21 protein-coding genes are annotated in these 21,710 nt (G+C 74.3%); 6 read left to right on the forward strand and 15 right to left on the reverse strand.

Annotation, left to right across the window (positions count from 1 at the left end; translation table 11 throughout):
- Positions 1–262: 262 nt before the first annotated feature.
- Positions 263–1,240 carry a hypothetical protein gene (locus tag J1M39_RS03775; protein ID WP_206496471.1) on the forward strand — a complete coding sequence of 326 codons (978 nt, stop codon included), beginning with the start codon at positions 263–265 and terminating at the stop codon, positions 1,238–1,240.
- A gap of 234 nt (positions 1,241–1,474) precedes the next feature.
- Here J1M39_RS03775 and J1M39_RS03780 read toward each other — a convergent pair whose 3' ends face one another.
- The 5 genes from J1M39_RS03780 to J1M39_RS03800 all read right to left on the reverse strand — a co-directional run bounded on the left by J1M39_RS03780 (position 1,475) and on the right by J1M39_RS03800 (position 6,857).
- Positions 1,475–2,230: an iron ABC transporter ATP-binding protein gene (locus J1M39_RS03780; protein ID WP_002857584.1), complete on the reverse strand. Its 756-nt coding sequence runs from the start codon at positions 2,228–2,230 to the stop codon at positions 1,475–1,477.
- Positions 2,227–3,315 (reverse strand): iron chelate uptake ABC transporter family permease subunit, encoded by a 1,089-nt coding sequence (locus J1M39_RS03785; RefSeq protein WP_078025905.1) that lies wholly within the window; start codon positions 3,313–3,315, stop codon positions 2,227–2,229. The genes J1M39_RS03780 and J1M39_RS03785 overlap by 4 nt, the downstream gene beginning before the upstream one ends.
- A complete protein-coding gene (locus tag J1M39_RS03790; protein ID WP_206495912.1) occupies positions 3,308–4,366 on the reverse strand; it encodes an iron chelate uptake ABC transporter family permease subunit in 1,059 nt (352 codons plus the stop codon). Before J1M39_RS03790 ends, J1M39_RS03785 begins: the two co-directional genes overlap by 8 nt.
- A complete protein-coding gene (locus J1M39_RS03795) occupies positions 4,363–5,427 on the reverse strand; it encodes a siderophore ABC transporter substrate-binding protein (protein WP_101965837.1) in 1,065 nt (354 codons plus the stop codon). Before J1M39_RS03795 ends, J1M39_RS03790 begins: the two co-directional genes overlap by 4 nt.
- A 170-nt stretch (positions 5,428–5,597) precedes the next feature.
- Entirely contained in the window at positions 5,598–6,857 is a 1,260-nt protein-coding gene (locus J1M39_RS03800) for a class I SAM-dependent methyltransferase (RefSeq protein WP_206496494.1), read from the reverse strand.
- Between the two features lie 211 nt (positions 6,858–7,068).
- Here J1M39_RS03800 and J1M39_RS03805 point away from each other — a divergent pair, with 211 nt between their 5' ends.
- From J1M39_RS03805 to J1M39_RS03825, 5 genes are all read left to right on the forward strand, one after another.
- On the forward strand, positions 7,069–8,265 hold the full coding sequence (locus J1M39_RS03805; protein WP_078025908.1) for a glutamate--cysteine ligase: 1,197 nt from the start codon (positions 7,069–7,071) through the stop codon (positions 8,263–8,265).
- An 82-nt stretch (positions 8,266–8,347) separates the two neighbouring features.
- Positions 8,348–9,523, forward strand: a complete 1,176-nt coding sequence (locus J1M39_RS03810) for an alcohol dehydrogenase catalytic domain-containing protein (protein WP_036338032.1) — start codon at positions 8,348–8,350, stop codon at positions 9,521–9,523.
- The gene (locus J1M39_RS03815) at positions 9,520–10,551 is read left to right on the forward strand and encodes an NAD-dependent epimerase/dehydratase family protein (protein ID WP_036338029.1); all 1,032 of its coding nucleotides are present in this window, start codon (positions 9,520–9,522) and stop codon (positions 10,549–10,551) included. Before J1M39_RS03810 ends, J1M39_RS03815 begins: the two co-directional genes overlap by 4 nt.
- Complete coding sequence (locus J1M39_RS03820) at positions 10,548–11,051, forward strand: ABC transporter substrate-binding protein (protein ID WP_078025909.1); 504 nt, start codon at positions 10,548–10,550, stop codon at positions 11,049–11,051. The genes J1M39_RS03815 and J1M39_RS03820 overlap by 4 nt, the downstream gene beginning before the upstream one ends.
- Positions 11,048–12,079: a cation diffusion facilitator family transporter gene (locus J1M39_RS03825; RefSeq protein WP_095353609.1), complete on the forward strand. Its 1,032-nt coding sequence runs from the start codon at positions 11,048–11,050 to the stop codon at positions 12,077–12,079. The genes J1M39_RS03820 and J1M39_RS03825 overlap by 4 nt, the downstream gene beginning before the upstream one ends.
- 8 nt (positions 12,080–12,087) lie before the next feature.
- Here J1M39_RS03825 and J1M39_RS03830 read toward each other — a convergent pair whose 3' ends face one another.
- From J1M39_RS03830 to glgX, 10 genes are read right to left on the reverse strand one after another with little or no spacing between them, the layout of a single operon-like run.
- Positions 12,088–12,618, reverse strand: a complete 531-nt coding sequence (locus J1M39_RS03830) for a hypothetical protein (protein WP_078025911.1) — start codon at positions 12,616–12,618, stop codon at positions 12,088–12,090.
- A 50-nt stretch (positions 12,619–12,668) separates the two neighbouring features.
- Positions 12,669–13,760, reverse strand: coding sequence for a tRNA (adenosine(37)-N6)-threonylcarbamoyltransferase complex transferase subunit TsaD (tsaD, locus tag J1M39_RS03835; RefSeq protein WP_095353610.1), 1,092 nt, complete (start codon positions 13,758–13,760; stop codon positions 12,669–12,671).
- A gap of 26 nt (positions 13,761–13,786) precedes the next feature.
- On the reverse strand, positions 13,787–14,374 hold the full coding sequence (locus tag J1M39_RS03840; protein ID WP_078025913.1) for a GNAT family N-acetyltransferase: 588 nt from the start codon (positions 14,372–14,374) through the stop codon (positions 13,787–13,789).
- On the reverse strand, positions 14,371–15,042 hold the full coding sequence (gene tsaB / locus J1M39_RS03845; RefSeq protein WP_078025914.1) for a tRNA (adenosine(37)-N6)-threonylcarbamoyltransferase complex dimerization subunit type 1 TsaB: 672 nt from the start codon (positions 15,040–15,042) through the stop codon (positions 14,371–14,373). The genes J1M39_RS03840 and tsaB overlap by 4 nt, the downstream gene beginning before the upstream one ends.
- Before the next feature lie 10 nt (positions 15,043–15,052).
- The gene (gene tsaE / locus J1M39_RS03850; protein WP_095353611.1) at positions 15,053–15,679 is read right to left on the reverse strand and encodes a tRNA (adenosine(37)-N6)-threonylcarbamoyltransferase complex ATPase subunit type 1 TsaE; all 627 of its coding nucleotides are present in this window, start codon (positions 15,677–15,679) and stop codon (positions 15,053–15,055) included.
- Positions 15,676–16,881, reverse strand: a complete 1,206-nt coding sequence (gene alr, locus J1M39_RS03855; protein WP_061867106.1) for an alanine racemase — start codon at positions 16,879–16,881, stop codon at positions 15,676–15,678. The genes tsaE and alr overlap by 4 nt, the downstream gene beginning before the upstream one ends.
- Positions 16,878–18,455: an NAD(P)H-hydrate dehydratase gene (locus J1M39_RS03860; protein ID WP_206496472.1), complete on the reverse strand. Its 1,578-nt coding sequence runs from the start codon at positions 18,453–18,455 to the stop codon at positions 16,878–16,880. Before J1M39_RS03860 ends, alr begins: the two co-directional genes overlap by 4 nt.
- The gene (locus J1M39_RS03865; RefSeq protein ID WP_036338002.1) at positions 18,452–18,832 is read right to left on the reverse strand and encodes a holo-ACP synthase; all 381 of its coding nucleotides are present in this window, start codon (positions 18,830–18,832) and stop codon (positions 18,452–18,454) included. The genes J1M39_RS03860 and J1M39_RS03865 overlap by 4 nt, the downstream gene beginning before the upstream one ends.
- On the reverse strand, positions 18,829–19,560 hold the full coding sequence (locus J1M39_RS03870; RefSeq protein ID WP_095353613.1) for a hypothetical protein: 732 nt from the start codon (positions 19,558–19,560) through the stop codon (positions 18,829–18,831). Before J1M39_RS03870 ends, J1M39_RS03865 begins: the two co-directional genes overlap by 4 nt.
- Positions 19,557–21,686 carry a glycogen debranching protein GlgX gene (gene glgX / locus J1M39_RS03875; protein ID WP_036315853.1) on the reverse strand — a complete coding sequence of 710 codons (2,130 nt, stop codon included), beginning with the start codon at positions 21,684–21,686 and terminating at the stop codon, positions 19,557–19,559. The genes J1M39_RS03870 and glgX overlap by 4 nt, the downstream gene beginning before the upstream one ends.
- Positions 21,687–21,710: the final 24 nt, after the last annotated feature.

Below are 21,710 nucleotides of genomic sequence, written 5' to 3' on the forward strand. Positions count from 1 at the left end.
GGGCAGAAACCGCACCCCCGCCCACCGCGTGGGCAGCATCCGCAGGTTTTCGATCTCCGTGGGCAGAAGCGCCCTCTCTTCTGCCCACGGATGTTGCGTGGGCGGAACTCCTCGCAGTTCTGCCCACCGAGCCATGACGACGTCGTCCCGACGGGACAACCGGCCGTCGCCGAGTCCTGCACAGCCGGCCCACCCCGCGCCGTTGTCCACAGACACGCGGCCCGCCCGGCCGCCGTCGGACCGACCGCGTCAGGGTCGACCCATGCCCTTCGCTCCCGACCTCCCCCTCGTCCCCGTCTTCACCACCCGCGACGTGCTCGAACGCGGTCTACCGCCCAGCCGGGTGCGGCGGTCCGACGTCCTCCGCCTCGCCCGCGGCATCCACCGTCGCCGTGACATGCCGCTGCGCACCTGGGAGTCGGCTGGGCTCCCGCCGCCGCACCACGGGGTCGGCCTCGACCTGCTGACCGCCCTCCTGCGGTCCCGTCCCGACGCCGTCCTCTCCCACGAGACGGCGGCGCACCTCCACGGCCTCCCGCTTCCCCCGGGCGGGGCCACGCGACGCGCCGCCGTCGAGATCACGTTGCACCTCGGCACCGCACGGGCGCGGATCCCCGGCGTCATGGAGCACCGCAGACCCCTGCCCGCCGGCCACGTCACCTCCGTGCTCGGGCTACGGGTGACGACGCCGGAACGGACCTGGCTCGATCTGTGCTCGATCGGCCACCCCTGGGACGAGGCATCCCTCGTGTCGGCGGGTGACCACCTGGTCCGTCACCCCTGGTCCCCGCGCGGCCGGCGGCCTCCCATCACCACGGTCACCGCGCTGCACGAGGCGATGCGGCCGCTCGGGCGGTTCGTCGGAAGACCGCGGGCGACGGCGGCGCTCGAGCGCGTACGGGTGGGTGCCGACTCGCCGCAGGAGACCCGGCTGAGGCTGGCGCTCGTCGAGGCGGGGCTGGGCGAGCCGGCTCTGCAGCACGTGTTCGACCCCGGGCGGCGGGACGCCCCCGAGGCCGATCTGTGGTTCGAGGACTGCCGGCTCGTCCTCCAGTACGACGGCGAGGTGCACCGGAGTGCCGAGCAACACGCCCGGGACGCCCGGCGAGACCAGTACTACGCGGAGCGTGGGCAGATGACCCTGCACGTCACGGGCCGGGACGTCGGCGAGGGATACGCGCGGGTGATCGAGGCCGTCCTCAGACGACGGGCACAGGTCTCGAACGGCTGGGATGCATGACGTCGTCGTCGCGTATGGCCCTGCCGTCCATGCGCAGGGTTCCGTGGGCAGAAGCGAGGGTGCTTCTGCCCACGGAACCTGGAAACACGCGGGTTCTGCCCACGGAACCTGGAAACACGCGGGTTCTGCCCCCGGAAGGCGAGACCCGGCGGGTTCTGCCCACGGAACGCTCGCGTCGGCCGGGCACCCGACCCCCGCCCGGACCGACCCGGGCCGGCCTCACCGTCGCCCGGCTCAGTAGTACACGGCCAGCGGCCCGTGCGGTCCGTCCACCACGCTGCAGGGGGTCTTGAAGATCCGCTCCAGCACCTCGGGGCGCAGGATCTCGGCCGGGGTGCCGGTCTCCACCACCTGGCCGTCGCCCATCGCCACGATCCGGTCGGCGTAGTGGGCGGCGAAGTTGATGTCGTGCAGCACGATCACCACGGTCCGGCCCAGCTCGTCGGCGGCCCGGCGCAGCTGCTGCATCATCTGCACCGAGTGCTGCATGTCCAGGTTGTTCAGCGGCTCGTCCAGCAGCACGTACTCGGTGTTCTGCGCCAGCACCATCGCCACGTACGCGCGCTGCCGCTGGCCGCCCGAGAGCTGGTCGAGGTAGCGGTTCTCGAACGGGCCGAGGTTGAGGAAGTCGATCGCGTCGGACACGTGCCGCTCATCCTCCAGGGTCAGCCGCCCGCGCGTGTACGGGTAGCGCCCGAACCCCACGAGCTGCCGCACGGTCAGCCGCGTCACGAAGTGGTTCTCCTGCCGCAGGATGGACAGGGTCTGCGCGATCTTCCGGGACGGCGTCGTGGTGATGTCGTGCCCGCCCACGGCGATCGTCCCGGCGTCGGCGTCCTGCAGCCGGCCGATCATCGTCAGCAGCGTGGACTTGCCCGCCCCGTTGGGCCCCACGAGCGCGGTCACTCCCCCGGCCTGGATGTCCAGGTCCACGGGTCCGATGCACACCTCGTCGCTGTGGCGCTTCACCACGCCGCGCAGCTCGATCACAGACGTCCCTTTCTCATCACGACGACCAGGAAGGTGATGCCGCCGATCAGCTCGATGACCACCGTGACCGCACCCCCCGCGTAGAACACGTGCCGCAGCACGAAGTAGGCGCTCGTGAGCACCGCGTACCCGGCCAGCGCGGCCACCGGGAGGATGAACCGGTGGTCGTGGGTGTCGACGAGGCTGTACGCCAGCGTCGCCACGAGGAAGCCGAGGAACGTCATCGGGCCCACGAGCGCGGTGGTCATGGCCATCAGCACGGAGACCAGCAGCAGCGTCACCATGAGCTCGCGCCGGTGGTGCAGGCCCAGGTTGGTCGCGGCGTCGGCGCCGAGCGCCACCGTGTTCAGGCGGCGGGAGCGCAGCCACAGCAGCGCGCACACGACGACGGCGATGGGCGCGGCGATCGCCACGTACTCGGTCCGGGCGTTGGAGATGTTGCCGAAGAGCCGCGCGCTCAGCAGGTCGAACGAGTTCGGGTCCAGCAGTCGCTGCATGAACGTGCTCAGCGCGGCCAGCCCGCCGCCCAGCACCACGCCCACGAGCAGCATCAGATGGACGCTGCCGTAGGGCCGGGAGAGCAGCCACGAGTACAGGGCCGTCGTCAACGCCACCATGAGCGCGGCCTGGGCGAGGAACGGCCCCACCCCGGTCAGCACCGCGACGCCGGCGGCCCCCAGCACGTACACGGCGACGGTCGACACGGCCGTGTAGAGCGCCTCGAACCCCATGATCGAGGGCGTGATGATGCGGTTGCCCGTCACCGTGTGGAAGGTGACGGTCGCGAAGGAGTGGCACAACGCCACGATCCCGATCACGCCCAGGGACTCCACGCGCATCCGCGCGATCATCCAGAACGCGCGCGAGCCGGGCTCGGCCTCGTTGCCCCACAGCAGGATCCCGGCGGTGGAGAGCACGGCGACGGCGGCCAGCACCGCGACGACGACCGCATACCTCCGGCGCTCGGCGGCGGTGACGAACGCGCCGGACCGGCGCGGGGCGTCGGCGTCGACGGGCCCGGCGGCGGTGGCGCCGCCGAGCGGGGCGGGGAGGCGACCCGGGGCGGTCGCGAGCGGCTCAGCCATGCTTGGCCTGCCTCAGCAGCAGGGCGAGGAACACGATCGCGCCCACGAGGCCCAGGATCAGCGAGATGGGCACCTCGAACGGGGCGATCACGGTGCGCCCGATCAGGTCGCAGACGATCACGATCCACACGCCGACCATGACCACCCAGGGCAGATTCATGCGCAGGTTGTCGCCACGGACCATGGACACGAGGTTGGGGACCACGAGCCCCAGGAACGGGAGGGCCCCGATCACCACGGTGACCACGCCGGTGGCCACGGCCACCATGGCCACGCCGGTGAGGATCACGGCGTCGTAGTTGAGGCCGACGTTCGTGGCGACGTCCTTGCCGAGGCCGGCCACGGTGAAGCGGTCCGCGATGACGAAGACCGCCACGCACACGATCAGCACGAGGAAGAGCAGCTCATACCGGCCGCGGACCACGGAGGTGAACGAGCCGGCGAACCACGCGCCCACCTGCTGCAGCATGTCCGTCTGGAGGGCGAGGAACGTCGAGGCGGCGCCCACGACGGCGCCGAGCATGATGCCCACGATCGGCACGATGAGGGAGGACTGCAGGCGCACACGCCGCAGGAAGAGGAAGAACACGAGGGTGCCGACGAAGGCGAAGAGGATGGCCCCGGCCATCCGGGTCACCAGGCCCGCCCCCGGCACGAGCACCATGGTCACCAATAAGCCGAGACCGGCCCACTCGGTGGTGCCCGTGGTGCTGGGCTCCACGAAGCGGTTCTGCGTCATGAGCTGCATGATCAGCCCGCACATCGCCATCGAGGCGCCGGCCAGCACGAGGGCGACCGTGCGCGGCACGCGCGTGATGGCGAACATCTCGCGTCCGCCCTCCGCGCCGACGTCGTACACGCCCACGAACAGCGAGACCACGATGAGGGCCGCGGTCACCACGACGCCGACCAGCAGCGGCCAGGTGCGCTGCCAGCGGGTGCGCTCGGGCCGCAGGACGGCGGGCGGGACCCAGCACACGCGGTCGCCCCGCCCCGGCTCCTCGAGCCGGGGCGGGGCGTCGGCGACGTGGTGACGCACGTCGAGGATCACTGCGCGCCTTCGAAGGCCTTCGCGAGGTCCTCCATGACGGTGGTGTGGTTCTGGATGTCCTCGGCGACGTAGAAGTCGGCGGGCAGGTAGACGATGTTGCCCTCCTTCACCGCGGTCACGTCCTGGAGGGCCTCGGAGCGCTCGATCAGCTCGGCGGCGGTGGCGTTCTCCTCGCCGATGGCGGCGTCGCGGTCCATGACGATCAGCCAGTCCGGGTTCGACTTCGCGATGGCCTCGACGGAGATGTCGTCGCCCTGGTGGTTGTCGGTGCCCGACTGCTCGAGGGCCGGGGTCAGGCCCAGCATGTCGAAGAACGGGCCGATGGCGCGACCGGTGCTGGGCGCGACGTACGACAGCTCGCCGCCCGAGGCGATGAGGCCCATGACGGTCTGCTCGGGGTTGTAGGCGTCCTTGGCGCGCTGGGTGGCGGCGTCGAAGTCGGCGATGAGCTTCTCGGCATCGGCCTCGTGGCCGGTGGCCTCGCCCAGCAGGGTGGTCAGCTCCTTCAGGCCCTCGTCCATGGGGGTCTGCGTGACGTCGAAGTCCGTGTCCACGACGGCGGCGTCGCCGGTCAGCTCGTCGATCTCGGCCTTGCGCTCGTTGAACCGCTGGCCGTTGAACACGACGTCCGGCTCGGCCGTGACGAACAGCTCCATGTCCGGCTCCCGGTGGTTGCCGATGTCGGCGACCGAGTCGTCCTGGAGGTAGGAGGGCCCGCCCTCGCCCTTGTACATGATCTGCTTCGGCGCGGCCGACAGCTCGACGCCCCAGTCGTCCAGCGTGCGGAAGGTGCGGTTGTCCGTGGCGATGACGGAGTCGACCTCCTCCGGCAGGGTGACCTCGGCGCCGGACATGTCGGTGACGGTGACCCCGGCCGCGATGCCGCCCGAGGCGGCCGAGGAGCCGCCGGCGGCGCTCGCGGAGGCCGAGGACTCGCCGGAGGCGCTCGCGGAGGACGAGCCCGTGGCCGCGCCGCCGGCGGAGCAGCCGACGAGGGCGAGGGCCGCCACCGAGGTCAGGGCGAGACGGGCGAGGCGGGGGGCGCTGACGGAACGCGGCATGGTTCTCCTTCTGGGCGGCGGGGCTGCCCCGGGATGAGCAGTCGGGGTGGTGGGCGCGCTCCCGTGGAGGTGAGCCTTGCCTCAGTCGAATACCGTACACGAGGGTGCCGTAATCCCCCAACGGGGGTTCGACGGCTCCCGCCGCCCGGGGCCCGCGGCCTCGAGCCCCGTCAGTCCAACGGCGTCACCTCGAGGGCGAACCGCGACCGACCCACGCGCGCCAGCACGAGGGTGGCGTGCCGTCCGGCCCCGCCACGCCGGCCCGGCTTCGCCCCGCCGAGGACGGCGCGACGGACCTCCTCGGGCGTCTCGCGGATGCCCCGCTTCTTCACGTCCAGCCGGCCCACCCCGGTCTCCTTCGCCCAGCGCCGCAGGGAGGCCAGGTGGAAGCCGCGCACCGCCTCGATCCGATGGGCGCGGGCCAGGCCGTCCCGCACCGGCTCGGGCGCGACGAGGTAGGCCAGGTGGGGGTCCAGCTGCCGCGTCGCCACGGGCCAGGACGCGGCCAGGTCCGTCACGAGTCCGGCCCGGATGACGGCGCCGTCCGGCTCGTGCAGGACCGCGCCGACGAGCCCTGCCATGCCCTCCTCCCCCACGGCCTCGACCTCGGGCGAGTCGCCGAAGTCCGCGCCGGAGACGAGCTGCGCCGTCGTCGTCTTCCCGCCCCGGACGGTCATGACGCGCGCCGCCCGCCGCACCCCGGGGCGGGCCGCCGCGTTGAACCACAGGGCGGCCTCCACGACGTCGCCGTCGACGCTCACCCACTCGGCCTCGGCGCCCGCCGGCACGGCCTCGTGCGGGAGCCCCGGGCCGAGCTTGACACCGACCGGGACGCCCGTCGCGGCGATGTCCGTCACGACACTCAGGGGCGGGGAGAACGCCTCGGGGTCGAACACGCGCGCGGACCCGCCCCCGCCGACCTGACGGCGGGCGGGGTCCAGCCACACCGCGTCCGCCTCGGCGGGCACGTGGGCGCGGGCCCAGGCCACGGCGTCGCCGTGCACCACGTGCGCACCGCGGTGGCCGGCGAGGTTCACCTCGGCGGCCGCGGCGACGACGGCGTCCCGCTCCACCGCCACGACGTCCAGGCCCCGGTCGGCGAAGGCGCGCGCGTCCAGGCCGAGACCGCAGCCGAGGTCGGCGACGCGCCGGGCCCCCGCGGCCGCCAGCCGGTCCGCGTGCAGGCTCGCGACCAGCGGGCGGGTGGCCTGCTCCAGGCCGTCGCGGGTGAACAGCATCCGGCGCGCCTCCGGCCCGAGGCGGGCCTCCGCCCGGGACCGCAGCGCGGCCTGGGTCAGCGCGGCGGCCACGCGCTCCGGAGGATGCCCGGCCGCACGCAGGCGGGAGGAGACCGCGAGCGCGTCGGCCTCGCGGTACCCGGCGAGGGAGTCGAGCAGCGCGCGGCCCTCCGGCTCGAGGACGGGGGCCAGGGCGGTGGCTGTCTCTTATACACGTCTGTATTATCATGAAAATGATTGATAACTTTTATGACAAAACATACAGTAACTATGAAACGATTTCAGATTTTTTTTTTTTAGATGGGTATAAGAGACAGGGGCGGGGGCGGGCCATCCGCCCCACCCTAGGTCCGAAGCGTGGACCCCGGGCGCAGGCCCGGCACGGGCTTCTAGGATGGGCGGCATGACTCTGCCCTTCGCCGACTCCGCGCAGTCCACTCTCGGAATCGAGTGGGAGCTCGCGCTCGTGGACGCCGTGTCCGGCGAGCTGCGCTCCGAGGCCCCGGACCTGCTGCGCGCCCTGCATGTGACCGAGGGCCTCGCCGAGGACGACGTGAACCCGCACATGACCAGCGAGCTCCTGCAGAACACGGTGGAGCTCGTCACGGGTGTGCACGAGCGCGTCGACGCCGCGACGGCGGACCTCGGCCGGATCGCAGCGCGTGTGGCGGACGCCGCGGCCGAGCGGGGCATCTCCCTGTTCTGCCAGGGCACGCACCCGTTCGCGGACGCGATCGCGCAGCCCTCGACGCCCAGCGAGCGCTACGACCGCATGCTGGATCTCACCCAGTACTGGGGTCGGCAGCTGCTGATCTTCGGCGTGCACGTGCACGTGGGCCTGGACGACGTCTCCAAGGCCATGCCGGTGGTGAACGGCCTGGTCAACCGCGTGCCGCACCTGCTCGCACTCTCGGCCTCCTCCCCCTTCTGGGCGGGCACGGACACGGGCTACCAGTCCCAGCGCACCCTCCTGTTCCAGCAGCTGCCCACGGCCGGCCTGCCGTTCCAGTTCCAGGAGTGGGAGGGCTTCGAGCGCTGCGTGGCCCAGATGGAGCAGGTGGGCATGATCGCGGACGTCACCGAGTGCCGCTGGGACGTGCGGGCCGTGCCCCGCCTGGGCACGGTGGAGATGCGCGCGTGCGACGGTCTGGCCACGCTCGAGGAGATCGCCGCCGTGACCGCCTACACGCAGTGCCTCGTGGACGACCTGTCCGCGAGCCTGGAGCGCGGTGAGACGGTCGAGGTCCTGCCGCCGTGGCACGTGCAGGAGAACAAGTGGCGCGCCGCCCGGTACGGCATGGACGCCACCGTGATCGTGGACGCCCGGGGCACCCAGGTCCCGCTGGCGGAGCACCTGCCGGCGGAGATCGAGCGGCTGACCCCGGTCGCCGAGCGGCTGGGATGCGCGGCGGAGCTCGCCGGCGTCCAGGCGATGATCGACGACGGCGGCGCCGCGCGTCAGCGTCGCGTGGAGGCACAGGCCCTGGCCGGCCCGCCGGCCGCGGGTGAGGACGCGGATGACGCGGTGGCCCCGTTGCGCGCGGTCGTGCTGGACGCCGCCGCCCGCACCCGCGCGTCGCTGGACGGCCGCGCCGGCTGAGCGGCCGTTCCCCCGGTGAGGTGGCGGCCCCGCCGCGCCTGCACGCTTCCGCCGGCCCGCCCGACGCGGTTACGGTCGCACCATGCGAGCACTCACATGGCAGGGAAAGCGCAACGTCGTCGTCGAGGACGTCCCGGATCCGCGGATCCAGGAGCCGACGGATGCGATCATCGAGGTCACCTCGACCGGCATCTGCGGGTCGGACCTGCATCTGTACGAGGTCCTGGGGCCGTTCATGGACGCGGGCGACGTGATCGGCCACGAGCCGATGGGCATCGTCCGCGAGGTCGGGTCCGAGGTCACCCACATCCGGCCCGGTGACCGGGTGGTCGTGCCCTTCACCATCTCCTGCGGCCGGTGCTGGATGTGTCAGCGCGGGCTGCAGTCCCAGTGCGAGACCACCCAGGTGCGGGAGCAGGGCTGCGGCGCCGCACTCTTCGGCTACTCCCGGCTCTACGGCTCCGTCCCCGGCGGACAGGCCGAGCTGCTGCGCGTGCCCCACGCGGACTACGGCCCCGTGAAGGTGCCGCACACCGGCCCGGATGAGCAGTGGCTGTTCCTCTCGGACGTCGTCCCCACCGCCTGGCAGGGGGTCCAGTACGCGAACGTCCCCGACGGCGGCACGCTCGCGGTGCTCGGCCTCGGCCCCATCGGTCAGCTGGCGGCGCGCATCGGGGTGCACCTGGGGTACCGGGTGATCGGCGTCGACCCGGTCCCCGAGCGCCGCGCGATGGCGGCCCGGCACGGCATCGAGGTCCTGGACGCCGACGGCGGCGAGGCCGAGGTGCTCCGCGAGCGCACCGGCGGCCGCGGCCCGGACGCGGTCCTGGACGCGGTCGGCATGGAGGCGCACGCCTCCCCGGTGGGGCACGCGGCCCACACCGCCGTGGGCCTGCTGCCCGACGCGCTCGGCCGGGCGGCCATGAAGACCGCCGGCGTCGACCGCCTGAGCGCCCTCCACACCGCGATCGACGCGGTCCGGCGCGGCGGCACGGTGTCGATCTCCGGGGTCTACGGCGGCATGAAGGACCCGATGCCGATGCTCACCCTGTTCGACAAGCAGGTCACCCTGACGATGGGCCAGTGCAACGTCCGTCGCTGGGTGGACGACCTGCTGCCCCTGCTCGACGACCCGTCCGACCCCCTCGGCGTGCTCGACCTGACCACGCACACCGCCCCGCTCGAGGATGCCCCCGCCCTCTACGAGACGTTCCAGAAGAAGGAGGACGGCTGCGTCAAGGTGGTCCTGAAGCCGTGAGGATCGTCGTCCTGGGCGCCACCGGCAACGTGGGCACCGCTGTCCTGCACCGCCTCCAGGCCGCGGACGAGGTGAGCTCGATCGTGGGCGTGAGTCGGCGCGGCCCGGACCGGGCCGGAGCGCCCTACGACGGCGTCGAGTGGCACCGCCTGGACGTCGCGGAGCCCACGGCGGCGGGGCGGCTGCACGACATCGTCGCCGGCGCGGACGCCGTCGTCGACCTGGTGTGGGTGATCCGCCCCAACCGCGACCGCGACCACCTGCGCGCCGTCAACGTGGCCGGCAACGAGCGCGTGTTCCGGGCCGTGGCCGAGGCGGGCGTGCCGCACCTGGTCTACGCGTCCTCGGTGGGCGCGTACGGGCCCGGCCCGAAGGGCCGCGCCGTGGCCGAGTCCCATCCCACCACCGGGGTCCCCACCTCGCACTACGCCGCACAGAAGGCCGAGGTCGAGTCGATCCTCGACCGCGTGCAGGCCGAGCACCCCGAGATGCTCGTGACCCGGCTGCGCCCCGGGCTGATCTTCCAGTCCGCCGCCGGGCCCGAGATCAAGGACTACTTCTTGGGCGACCTCGTCCCCGCCCGGCTGGTCGCCCGCCTGCGCGCTCCGGTGCTGCCGTTCCCGCGGGGCCTGCGATTCCAGGCGCTCACGGCCCAGGACGTGGCGGACGCGTACTGGCGCGTGATCGCCCACCGCGCGGGCGGGGCCTTCAATGTGGCCGCCGAACCCGTGCTGGACGCGCACACCATGGGCACCGTCCTCGGGGCGCGCCGCATCCTGGAGCTGCCCGTGGGCCTGTTCCGAGCGGCCGCGGCGCTGACCTACCGGGCACGGCTGCAGCCCACCGACCCGGGGTGGGTGGACATGGCGGCGGCGGTGCCCATCATGGACACCACGGCCCTGCGCGCCGCGACCGGCTGGTCCGAGACCACCGACGCCCGGGAGGCGGTCCGCCTCGTGCTCGACCATCTCGACGGCGCCGAAGGCCTCGGCAACGCCGGGCACCGCTCGCACTCGCCCACGGAATGAGGACGAGGACCCTCACCCGCCGGGCCGCCCTGACGGGCCTGCTCGGGAGCGCCGCCCTCGGGTTCACCGCCTGCACCTCCTCCGGCTATCCCGCCGACCCGGACGGCACCCTGGACCGCGTCACGGGCGGGGTGCTGCGCGTCGGCGTCGTGCACCACCCGCCTCACGTGGACGTCTCGGGCGCCGAGCCCGTCGGCCCCGAGCCCGACCTGATCCGCGGCTTCGCCGCGGCGCACGACGCACGCGTCGAGTGGACCGTGGCCGGGGAGGAGGCGCTCATGACCGCGCTGGAGAAGGGCGACATGGACCTGGTGGCCGGCGGCCTGACCTCGGCGTCCCCGTGGACGTCGCACGCGAGCATCACCCGCGACTACGCCGAGGCGGAGGGCCCGGACGGCGAGCCGGTGAAGCTCGTGATGGCCGTGCCCCTGGGTGAGAATCAGATGCTCACGGCCCTCGAGGCGTACTTCGACCAGCGCGCAGCGGAGGAGGCCCGATGACGCGGCGGGACACCCGGGAGACGGGGCCGAGCGGGCGCCGGTTCGGCGCCACGGAGCTGCCCCCGGAGATCGAGCGCGTGGTCCAGCAGGCCAAGCGGCTCGAATGGGCGACGCTGGGGGTGATCGTGGTCACGATCGTCCTCGTGGCGTTCGTGATGGGCTCCTCGCAGGCCATGCGGGCCGCGTGGATCGAGGACCTGCTCTCCCTGATCCCGCCGATCGCGTTCCTCGTCGCCCTGCGCGTGGCCCGCATGGCCCCGACGCGGGCCCGGCCCTACGGCTCTCACCGGTCCGTCGGGGTGGGGCACCTCGTGGCCGCCGTCGCCCTGTCCGTGATGGGCGTGGTCCTCGTCGGCGACTCCCTCCTGGGCCTGGTGACGGCGGAGCACCCGCCCATCGGCACGTTCGACCTGTTCGGGCACACCGTGTGGCAGGGCTGGTTCATGATGGCCGTGATGGCCCTGTCCGTGCCCGGGCCCATGATCCTCGGCCACAAGAAGCTCAAGCTGGCCGAGCAGCTCCACGACCGCGTGCTGTACGCGGACGCGGACATGAACAAGGCGGACTGGCAGACGGGCGTGGCGACCATCGTCGGCGTGGCCGGCATCGGCCTGGGCTGGTGGTGGGCGGACTCCGCTGCGGCGATCTTCGTGGGCGTGAGCATCGTGCTGGACGGCTGGAAGAACCTGAAGGAGGCCGTCACGAACCTGGCGGATCGCCGCGCCGCCACGATCGACGGCGCCCGGCCGCACCCGCTCATCGACCGTGCCGAGCGGGTCGCCTGGGCGGAGCCGTGGGTGCGCCATGCGGGCGCCCGCGTCCGAGACGAGGGCCACGTGTTCCACGTGGAGATGTTCGTGGTGCCGCACGAGGGGGCGGACGTGACGGTGGCCCGCTGCTGCGCGCTGCGGGACGCGATCGCCGCGCTGGACTGGAAGCTGCAGGACGTCGTCGTCGCGCCGGTGGACGAGCTGCCCGCCGAGGTGCACGGCGGCCGGTCCGGGGAGCATCAGACGGGCGAGGAGTAGCCCGGGCCTCAGCCGGCCAGGAACCGTCCCTCGAGGGTGGCGGAGGTGATGCGCTGGACCTCGCGCTGCTGGTCGGCGGTCCTCTGGCGCAGGGCCTGCATCTCGGCGGCGTCGACCGCCGGCAGGTGCGGCGCGAGCTGTTCGAGGACGTCCCACATCGCGGACTTGGCCTGGAGCATGCCCTGCAGCAGGTCCAGTTCGATCTGCGTCCAGCCGGACCCGCGCGTGCGCAGCGCGTTCACGGGGTTGAGACGTCCACCGACCTCGGCCGCCGCGCCGGCGGCCCGGTCCACCAGCGGGGTGCGGAGGCCCAGCTCGCCGATGAGCGCCTCGAGGCGGTCCTGGTCGTCCTGGACGGCGTCGCCGAGGCGGCGCAGCGCGGCCTCCTGCGGGGTGCCGGCCCAGGTCTGCTCGGCGGCGCGGAACGCCTTCACACCGGAGCGGGAGCCGAGCAGGTGCTGGTTGAGGAAGTCCGCCAGCATCTGCTCGTCCACGGCGGCGGAGATGGACTCGGGGCGGGGGTGATCATGACCGGTCATGGGCCCTGCCTACGGAACGCGTGGGCGTGGCGGCAAGAGGCCGGGCGCGCTCAGACGCTGACGACCTCGACCGGCTGTCCCGGGTCCGCGCCGAACCACGCGTCGGAGGGGGCGACGCCGTCGCGCACCAGGCGTGCGCCGAGTGCGGCGACCATCGCCCCGTTGTCGGTGCACAGGTTCACGGGCGGGACGGTCAGCTCGATGCCGGCGGAGCGGCACCGGTCGGCGAGCAGGGCGCGCAGGCGCGAGTTCGCCGCGACGCCGCCGCCGAGCATCAGGTGGGTGAGCCCGTGCTCGCGGCAGGCGCGGACGGCCTTGGCGGTGATCACGTCCGCGACGGCCTCCTGGAAGGAGGCGGCGATGTCCGCGCGCGGCACCTCGAGGCCGCGGGCCTCGAACTGCTCCACGGCGCGGGAGACGGCGGTCTTCAGCCCGGAGAAGGACCAGTCGTGTCGGTGCGGGCCGGGCTCCTCGGCGCTGCCGACGAACTTGCCCGCGGTGAGCCCGCGCGGGAAGCGGAAGGCCGTCGGGTCGCCCTGGGCGGCGAGCCGGTCGATCACGGGACCCCCGGGGTAGCCCGCCCCGATGAGCCGGGCGACCTTGTCGTACGCCTCGCCGGCCGCGTCGTCGATGGTCGAGCCCAGCAGCTCGACCTCGGCGCTGATCCGGCCCACGCGCAGGATCTCGGTGTGCCCGCCGGAGACCAGCAGCGCGCCCAGGTCCGCGGGCAGGTCGTCCCACTGCGCGGGCCGCACGCCGTCCAGCATGCCGACGCCCACGTGCGCCACGAGGTGGTTGATGCCGTAGAGGGGCGTGCCGAGGGCCGTGGCCAGCGCCTTCGCCCCCGCGACCCCCACCATGAGCGCGCCCGCCAGACCCGGGCCGGAGGTGACGGCGATCGCGTCGAGGTCCACGAGGGTGACGTCGGCGGTGTCCAGGGCGCGGCGGATCGTGGGCACGAGGGCCTCGAGGTGGGCGCGGGCGGCGATCTCCGGGATCACGCCGCCGAAGCGCACGTGCTCCTCGACGGAGGAGGCGACCTCGTGGGCCAGCAGGGCGGTGCCGCGGACGACGCCGACGCCGGTCTCGTCGCAGGAGGACTCGATGCCGAGCACGAGGGGGGCTGCGGTGGCGGTGGGCATGGGCTCCAGTCTAGTGAGCGGCCCGGTCACAGGACCTTGCGCATGATCACGGCGTCCTCGCCGCCCGGGTAGTAGCGGCGGCGCACGTGCAGCTCCTCGAATCCGTGGCGCGCGTAGAGCCGCCGGGCGGCGGCGTTGGAGGCCCGGACCTCGAGCATGAGCGAGCTCGCACCGCGCGCCGCGGCCTCCGCGGCCATCCAGCGCAGCTGGGCCGCCCCGATCCCCCGCCCCTGCGCCGCCGCGACCGTGCCCACGGTCTGCACGTCGGCGACGTCGCCGACCACCATGATCCCGCCGTAGCCGACGATCTCACCGGGGGCGGGGCCGTCGTCGTCCGCGGAGCCGGGCGCGGCCACGTCGCGGACGACCACGCGGTAGTCCCGGGTGGGCGGGCGGCCGTGCGCGTCCCGCCCGCCGGCGGGGCCGGTCTGGGCGAGCTCCTCCTCGTAGAAGTGCGCGGGCCAGGCGTCGAGCGGGAAGAGCGTGGCCTCGTGGGCGAGCACCTCGGGGATGTCCCACACGGTCATGGGGCGCAGCAGGTATCCGGGCGGCAGCCCGTGCGCGTCCTCAGCGGGGCGCCCGTCGCCGGCCGGGTCCGGCTCGGCCGGGCTCACGCGCCCGCCCGCTTGCGGGGGCCGGGGACCTTGGCGTCGGACTCGCGCAGGTAGAGCGGCTCGGCGGGCACGAGGCCTCGGCCGCGCCGCAGGGCGAGCTCGGCCACCTGCCCCACCCCGACGGCGGACGGCGTGGCCGACTCCCAGTCCGGCACCGCGCGCAGCGCCTCGGGGTAGAGCCCGGCCCCCGCGCCGTAGACGGGCAGCGGGGTGACCTCGTCCGCCGGCGAGACGAAGGGGCCGTGCAGCAGGGTCGGCTGCCCGCCGACCTGCGCGTAGTGGGCCCAGTAGACCTCGCGGCGGCGGGCGTCCGTGGCGACCACGAACTCCTCGATCCCGTGGCGGAAGGCATCGACGCCGGCCTCGTGGGCGAGCGCGTCGAGGCTGCGGACCCCGTGCACGGGCACGTCCCACGCCAGGCCGAGGGCGGCCGCCGTCGCCAGGCCCGCGCGCAGTCCCGTGAAGGGTCCGGGGCCGACGCCGACCGCGAGCGCGTCCAGCGCGGTGCCGGTGACGCCGGCCTCGCCGAGCACGGTCTGCACCGCGGGGGCGAGCACCTCGGCGTGGGCGTGGGTGTCGTCCGTGGCCCAGCGCGCGAGCTCCTCACCGTCCCGCAGGACGGCGACGGAGGCGGCGGCGGAGGAGTCGATCGCGAGGAGCAGGGCCATGGCGGCCAGTCTACGGAAGCACGACGCCGGCCCAGCGCGGGCCGCGGCCGGTCACGACGGCCGAACGCAGCTCCTCGGCCTGGCCCCCGTCCTCGTCGGAGAAGTCGGTGACGATGCCGTCCTCGCCCTCCCCCGCCGAGGCCGCGGGGGCGTCCTCACCCCCGCGGGCCCGGACGATCTCGATGTCCAGCCACGAGGCGTCCGGGTCCTCGGGGAACCCGGCGAGGGACTCGGCCATGCCCCGGCCCCACTCGACGACGGTCACGGAGCGGTCCACGCTCGCGTCCAGGTCGAGGTCCGTGAGCTCCCCCGCCGAGCGCAGCCGATACGCGTCCACGTGCACGAGGTCCGGGGTGCCCGCCGGGGCGTCGGCCGGGGCGGGGTGGACGCGGGAGAGGACGAACGTCGGCGAGACCACGCCGGAGGCCACGCCGAATCCGCTGGCCAGCCCCTGGGTGAAGGTCGTCTTGCCCGCGCCGAGGTCGCCCGTGAGGATCAGCACGTCGCCGGCGCGGAGCACCCCGGCGAGGGCGCGGCCGAACGCCCGGGTGCCGTCGGCGCCCTCGAGCGGGACCGTCACCGTCAGCACGGGCTCCGGCAGGGTCGGGCCGGGGGCGGGGATCTCGTGGTCGCTCATGGGCGGGCCTCCTGGGTCGGCGTGGGGTCCACGTGCTGCCGGTCCACGCGGCCTCCGATGCGGGTCACCAGCTCGTAGTTGATCGTCCCGGCGGCCGCGGCCCACTCCTCCACCGGAATGCCGGAGGCCGGTCCGAACAGCTCGACGGCGTCGCCGGGCGCGTCCGCGGCGTCCGGGCCGAGGTCCACCACGAACTGGTCCATCGCGATGCGGCCCACCACGGGGACGGTCCGGTCGCCGACGTGGACGCGCGTGCCCTCGACGACGCGCGGGACGCCGTCGGCGTAGCCGACGGGCACGAGCCCGAGGGTGGTGGGCTCCGCCGTGACGTGGCGGAACCCGTAGGACACGCCCTGCCCGGCGGGGACGGCCTTGACGTTGGCCAGGACGGTGACGAGGGACATGGCCGGGCGCAGCCCGAGCTCGGCGGCGGTGACGTCCGCGAACGGGGAGAGCCCGTACAGGCCCAGGCCGACGCGCACCATGTCCAGGTGCGTGTCCGGCCGGGAGAGGGTGGCGGGCGTGTTGGCCAGGTGCCGCAGCAGTGGGTGGCCGAGCGTCTCGGCGGCCTCGGCGGCCATCCGTTCGAACCGCAGCAGCTGCGCCGTGGTCTCGGCGGCCCGGTCCGGCTCGTCCGCCACGCCGAGGTGGGAGAACACGCCCTCCACCCGCACGAGGCCCGCGGCCTCGAGCTCGGCGGCACGGGCGACGAACGCGGGCCACCGCGCGGGCGTGCAGCCGTGGCGGCCCAGGCCGGTGTCCGCCTTCAGGTGCAGGACCGCGCGGGCCTCGGGTCCGGCCCCGCCGCGGGCCCGCGGCCCCCGGACGGCGTCGGCGACGGCGTCGAGGTCCCAGCCCGAGACGCCGAGGGTCACCTCCGCCTCCACCGCGGCGGCGAAGTCCGTGGCCCCGGTGTGCAGCCACGCGAGCACGGGCAGGCGCACCCCCGCCGCGCGCAGGGCCAGGGCCTCGCGCACGTGGGCCACCCCGAGCCGGTCCGCGCCGGCGGCCGCGGCGGCGCGCGCGACGGCCACCGCGCCGTGGCCGTAGGCGTCGGCCTTGACGACGGCGGTCAGCAGCGGCCGGCTGCCGTCGGGGCGGCGGATCCGCTCCTGCAGCACGCCCACGTTGTGCCGGACGGCCGCCAGGTCGATGCGTACGGCGCGCTCGGTGTCCGCCGGGTTGACGTCGGCGCGGCTCATCGGACGGCCTCCGGCTCGGCGTCGACCGGCCACCACAGGCGCGCGACGCCCGCGCCCAGCGCGGCCGGCAGCGTGGCCGTGGTGATCCGCCCGGCGCGGGCCTGGTCGGCCCCGGCCTGGGCATGCAGCCAGGCGGCGGCGGCCGCGAGCCGGGCCGTGGGCGCCGGGCCCGGATCCTCCCCGGCCCGGCGCGCCCGCGAGCGCCGCGCCACGTCCGCGGCCAGGACGGCGCCGATCGCCCCGGAGAGCACGTCGCCGGTCCCGCCCATCGCGAGGTCGGGCCCGCCGCCGGTCACGACCCATGCCTCGCCGTCCGGAGCGACCACGAGGGTGCGCGGGCCCTTGAGCAGGACGGTGGCCCCGTGCGCAGCGGTCCACGCCCGCAGTGCCGCGAGCGGGTCGGCGGCGTCGGCGCCGTCCGCGGGGACGCGCTCGCGCAGGCGGGACCACTCCCCGGCGTGCGGCGTCAGGACCACGGGCGTGCCGGCCGCGCGCAGCGACCGCAGCTCGGCGGCGGTGACCAGGTCCAGGGCCGAGGCGTCGGCGAGCAGGGCCGCCTCCGGCCGGCCCTCAAGCGCGGCGAGGACGCCGGCCCAGCGCCGCCGCGCGTCGTGCTCGGTGTCCAAGCCGGGGCCGACCACCCAGGCGTCCGCGCGCGACGGCTCGGGCCCCTCCGCCGAGACCAGCGCCTCGGGGTGGGCGGCGAGCACCAGGTCCCGGGTGGTCTGCGGGCCGGAATGGTGCACCATGCCCGCGCCCGTGTGCAGCGCACCCGCGCTCGCGAGCACGGCGGCCCCCGGGTAGCGCTCCGATCCGGCGACGACGGCCACCACGCCGCGCGTGTACTTGTGGGCCTCGGCCGCGGGGGCCGGGTGGGCGGTCCGTGCGGCGGCCTCGTCCATCACGCCCAGCCGCGCGGCCGGCGACGTCGGCAGGTGCGGTCCCAGCCCGATGTCCACCACGTGCACGGTGCCCGCGCGCGCCGCCCCCTCCCCGAGGACGAGACCGGACTTGAGGGCGCCGAACGTCACGGTCGCGTCCGCGCGGAGGGCCTCCCCCCGCACCTCGCCGGTGTCCGCGTCCACACCGGAGGGCACGTCGCACGCCACCACGAGCGCCTCCGCCGGCAGCGCGCGCGCCGCGGCGGGCAGCTCATGCTCGCCGGTGAAGCCCGTGCCGAGCACGCCGTCCACCACGAGCGCGGCCTCGGGCGGCACCGCGTCGGCGCGGCGTCCCCCGGCCGCTCGCAGCGCAGCCCAGCCCTCGGCGTGCCAGCGCGGGGCGCCGTCGTCGTCCCGGCGGACGGGCACGGCGACCGCGGCCACGCCCCGGCGGCGCAGGAAGGCGAGGGCGAACAGCGCGTCCCCGCCGTTGTTGCCGGGGCCGACGAGGGCGGCCACGGTCGCCCCGGCCACGGGGCCGCGCTCACGCAGCAGGGCGGCGGCGTGCTCGGCCAGGGCCCAGGCGGCGGCGCGCATCAGCTCCGGGCCGCGCCCGGCCGCGAACAGGGGCTCCTCGGCCGTGCGCACGGCCGAGCCGGTCAGGGCGATGCGGGTCAGGTCATCGGCGGTCATGCGGACTCCTCCTCGGCCGCGCGGCGTTCGGCGACCACGTAGGCGGTGGCGACGTCCCCGTCATGACTGAGGGAGAGGTGCCAGTGGGTGATGCCCAGGGCCTCGGCCTGGGCCTGCACGGTGCCGGTCAGGTGCACGGTGGGGCGGCCGTCGCCGTGGTCCGGGCGCGGGATCCAGCAGTGGTGCCACATCATCCCGGGCGGGGCGCCCATGGCCTTGGCGACCGCCTCCTTGGCGGCGAAGCGCGCGGCCAGCGAGCGCAGCGGCAGGTCCCGCTCGTCCTCGGTGAACAGGCGTGCGCGCAGCGCCGGCGTGCGCTCGAGCTGCGCCCGGAACCGCGGGACGTCCACCACGTCCACCCCCACGCCGACGATCACACCGCCCCCGCCCGCCGGGCGCCCACGACGACGGCGCCGGCCTCGTCCCCGACGGGCTGCCCGCGCAGTCGCTTGGCCAGGTCGAGCGGCCACTGCAGCACGCCGGGCAGCTGCTGGTCGCAGCCCGGCGTGAGCATCGCCTTCCCGTAGGCCAGCACGCCGTAGACGCCGTGCTGCAGGCGGCCGAGCCGGTCGAAGCCGGCGTCGAACGCGTACAGGGACACACGGCCCTCCTCGGGGGTGAGGCACCGCTCCGCCAGCAGCCGCGCACGCTCCACGTGCTGGTGGAAGGTGAGCACGCCCAGGTGGTGCAGGCCGAGTTCGCGCATGCGGTCGGCCGCGTGGATGACCTCGCCCTGGGTGGTCACCGGATCGGGCGCGAAGCACTCGACGCTGACGCCGGCCAGCCGCGGGTCGCGTTCCCCCGGGCCGCCGCACAGCTTCTCGTGCCCGTCCGGCCCCAGGTACGCGGAGACGAAGAGCCGGTCGGTGACGCCGGACGCGGCGAGCTCGATCGCGGCGTCGTAGACGCGGGGCTGGCTGTAGAGGACGAGGAGGGCGTCCACACGCGGTGCGTCGTCCGGGTGCGGGTCCGTCACGGCGTGCGTGGCCCACCCCGCGCCGAAGGCCAGTGCCAGCGCCGCCAGGGTGGCCACGGTGGCGCAGAGGGCCCGCGCCCACCGCGGCAGGCCACGGCGGACGCGCCCCCGGTCGACCCGCTCGTTCATGCGCCCTCGGGCACCTGCCGCAGCACGACGGTGGAGCGGGCCGGGAGCTCAAGCACGTCCCCGGCACGCACGCGGGGGCGGGTGCCGTCCGGGGCGACGTGGGACGAGGTGTCCACGACGACCTCCCACTCCGCCGGGAACGTGGGCCCGGGCAGGGTGTACGGCACGGGCTCCCACCACGCGTTCATGAGGACGTAGAAGTCCCGGTAGGGCTCCTCCCCTTCCTCGTCCCCGCGGGTGAGCATGTGCCCGTTGAGGTAGAAGCCGATCGACCGGGCCTCGGCGCCCCAGTCGTCCTCCGTCTTGGCGGTCGCGTCCGGCTCGAGCCACACGATGTCCGGCAGGGGCGCCTCGACGTCGCGGGCCGCGGGGCGACCGTCGAAGTGGTGGCGACGGCGGAACACCGCGTGGTCACGGCGCAGCGCGATCAGGTCGCGGGTGAACGCCACGAGCGAGTCGTCCATGGCGGACCAGTCGATCCACGAGATCTCGTTGTCCTGGCAGTAGACGTTGTTGTTGCCGCCCTGGGTGCGGCCCAGCTCGTCGCCGTGGCTGATCATGGGCACGCCCTGGCTGATCAGCAGGGTGGCCAGGAAGTTGCGGCGCTGGCGGGCGCGGAGCGTCACGACCTCGGGGTCGTCGGTCTCCCCCTCCACGCCGCAGTTCCACGAGCGGTTGTGCGCCTCGCCGTCGTTATTGTCCTCGCCGTTGGCCTCGTTGTGCTTCTCGTTGTAGGAGACGAGGTCGCGCAGCGTGAAGCCGTCGTGGGCCGTGACGAAGTTCACGGACGCACCGGGGCCGCGCCCGTCCCCCTCATAGAGGTCGGCCGAGCCGGTCAGGCGGGTGGCGAACTCGCCGAGGGTGCCGGGCTCGCCGCGCCAGAAGTCGCGCACCGCGTCCCGGTACATGCCGTTCCACTCGGACCAGAGGCCGGGGAAGTTGCCCACCTGGTAGCCGCCCCAGCCCACGTCCCACGGCTCGGCGATGAGCTTGACGGTGCGCAGCACCGGGTCCTGGCGGACCACGTCGAAGAACCCGGAGAACATGTCCGGGCCCTGCTCCCCCTCCACCCGGGTGAGGGTGGTGGCCAGGTCGAACCGGAAGCCGTCCACGTGCATCTCGGTGACCCAGTAGCGGAGGGAGTCCATGACCAGCTGGAGGGCCTTGGGGCTGGAGAGGTCCACCGAGTTCCCGGTGCCCGTGTAGTCCATGTAGTGCCGCTCGTCGCCCTCGACGAGGTGGTAGTAGCCGGCGTTGTCCAGCCCGCGCAGGCTGAGCATGGGGCCCTTGTCGTTGCCCTCGGCCGTGTGGTTGTAGACCACGTCGAGGATCACCTCGAGACCGGCGGCGTGCAGGTCCTTCACCATCTGCTTGAACTCGCGGACCTGGCCGCCCACCTCGGAGGAGGAGGCGTAGGCGGCGTGCGGGGCGAAGAAGCCGAGCGTGTTGTAGCCCCAGTAGTTGCTCAGCCCCTTCTCCTGCAGGGTGGCGTCGTTGACGAACTGGTGCACGGGCATCAGCTCGACGGCGGTCACCCCGAGCTCGGTCAGGTGGCGGACCACCTCCGGGTGGGCCATGCCCGCGTAGGTGCCGCGCAGCTCCTCGGGGACGGCGGGGTGCAGCTTGGTCATGCCCTTGACGTGGGTCTCGTAGATCACCGTGTCCGTGAGCTCGACGGCGGGCGGGGCGTCATCGCCCCAGTCGAAGTCCTCGGCGACGACGACGCCGAGCATGCTCGTGCCCAGGTTGTCCGAGGTGTCGATGCGGTCCGGCTCGTCGAAGTCGTATGAGTGGTGCTGCTGGCCCCACTCGTAGTCGCCGGTGAACGCCCGCGCGTACGGGTCCACGAGGATCTTGGCCGGGTTGTGCCACAGGCCGCGGGCGGGGTCCCAGGGGCCGTGCACGCGGTAGCCGTAGCGCTGCCCGTGGCCGATGCCCGCCACGTGGGCGTGCCATGTGGTGCCGTGCCGCTCCTCGAGGGGGATGCGCGTCTCCGTGCCGTCGTCGGCGACGAGGCACAGCTCGACCGCCTCCACCTCGCGGGAGACCGCGAGGGCGAAGTTGGTGCCGGTCTCGTCCACGGTGGCCCCGAGGGGGTACGGCTGGCCGATCTCCACTGTGTGCATGACTCTCCGGGGTCTCGTCGTGCG

The organism is Micrococcus sp. KRD077, assembly GCF_017168505.1.
Classification (GTDB): Bacteria; Actinomycetota; Actinomycetes; order Actinomycetales; family Micrococcaceae; genus Micrococcus; species Micrococcus luteus.

Excerpts from the sequence above, each read along its gene's own strand:
- alr (WP_061867106.1), bottom strand. The coding sequence starts at position 16,881 with ATGAGCCGCGCCGACGTCAACCCGGCGGACACCGAGCGCGCCGTACGC.
- tsaB (WP_078025914.1), bottom strand. The coding sequence starts at position 15,042 with ATGGCCCTGCTCCTCGCGATCGACTCCTCCGCCGCCGCCTCCGTCGCC.
- J1M39_RS03805 (WP_078025908.1), top strand. The coding sequence starts at position 7,069 with ATGACTCTGCCCTTCGCCGACTCCGCGCAGTCCACTCTCGGAATCGAG.
- J1M39_RS03860 (WP_206496472.1), bottom strand. The coding sequence starts at position 18,455 with ATGACCGCCGATGACCTGACCCGCATCGCCCTGACCGGCTCGGCCGTG.
- J1M39_RS03775 (WP_206496471.1), top strand. The coding sequence starts at position 263 with ATGCCCTTCGCTCCCGACCTCCCCCTCGTCCCCGTCTTCACCACCCGC.
- J1M39_RS03810 (WP_036338032.1), top strand. The coding sequence starts at position 8,348 with ATGCGAGCACTCACATGGCAGGGAAAGCGCAACGTCGTCGTCGAGGAC.
- glgX (WP_036315853.1), bottom strand. The coding sequence starts at position 21,686 with ATGCACACAGTGGAGATCGGCCAGCCGTACCCCCTCGGGGCCACCGTG.
- J1M39_RS03795 (WP_101965837.1), bottom strand. The coding sequence starts at position 5,427 with ATGCCGCGTTCCGTCAGCGCCCCCCGCCTCGCCCGTCTCGCCCTGACC.
- J1M39_RS03820 (WP_078025909.1), top strand. The coding sequence starts at position 10,548 with ATGAGGACGAGGACCCTCACCCGCCGGGCCGCCCTGACGGGCCTGCTC.
- tsaE (WP_095353611.1), bottom strand. The coding sequence starts at position 15,679 with ATGAGCGACCACGAGATCCCCGCCCCCGGCCCGACCCTGCCGGAGCCC.
- J1M39_RS03870 (WP_095353613.1), bottom strand. The coding sequence starts at position 19,560 with ATGAACGAGCGGGTCGACCGGGGGCGCGTCCGCCGTGGCCTGCCGCGG.
- J1M39_RS03825 (WP_095353609.1), top strand. The coding sequence starts at position 11,048 with ATGACGCGGCGGGACACCCGGGAGACGGGGCCGAGCGGGCGCCGGTTC.
- J1M39_RS03830 (WP_078025911.1), bottom strand. The coding sequence starts at position 12,618 with ATGACCGGTCATGATCACCCCCGCCCCGAGTCCATCTCCGCCGCCGTG.
- J1M39_RS03785 (WP_078025905.1), bottom strand. The coding sequence starts at position 3,315 with ATGGCTGAGCCGCTCGCGACCGCCCCGGGTCGCCTCCCCGCCCCGCTC.
- tsaD (WP_095353610.1), bottom strand. The coding sequence starts at position 13,760 with ATGCCCACCGCCACCGCAGCCCCCCTCGTGCTCGGCATCGAGTCCTCC.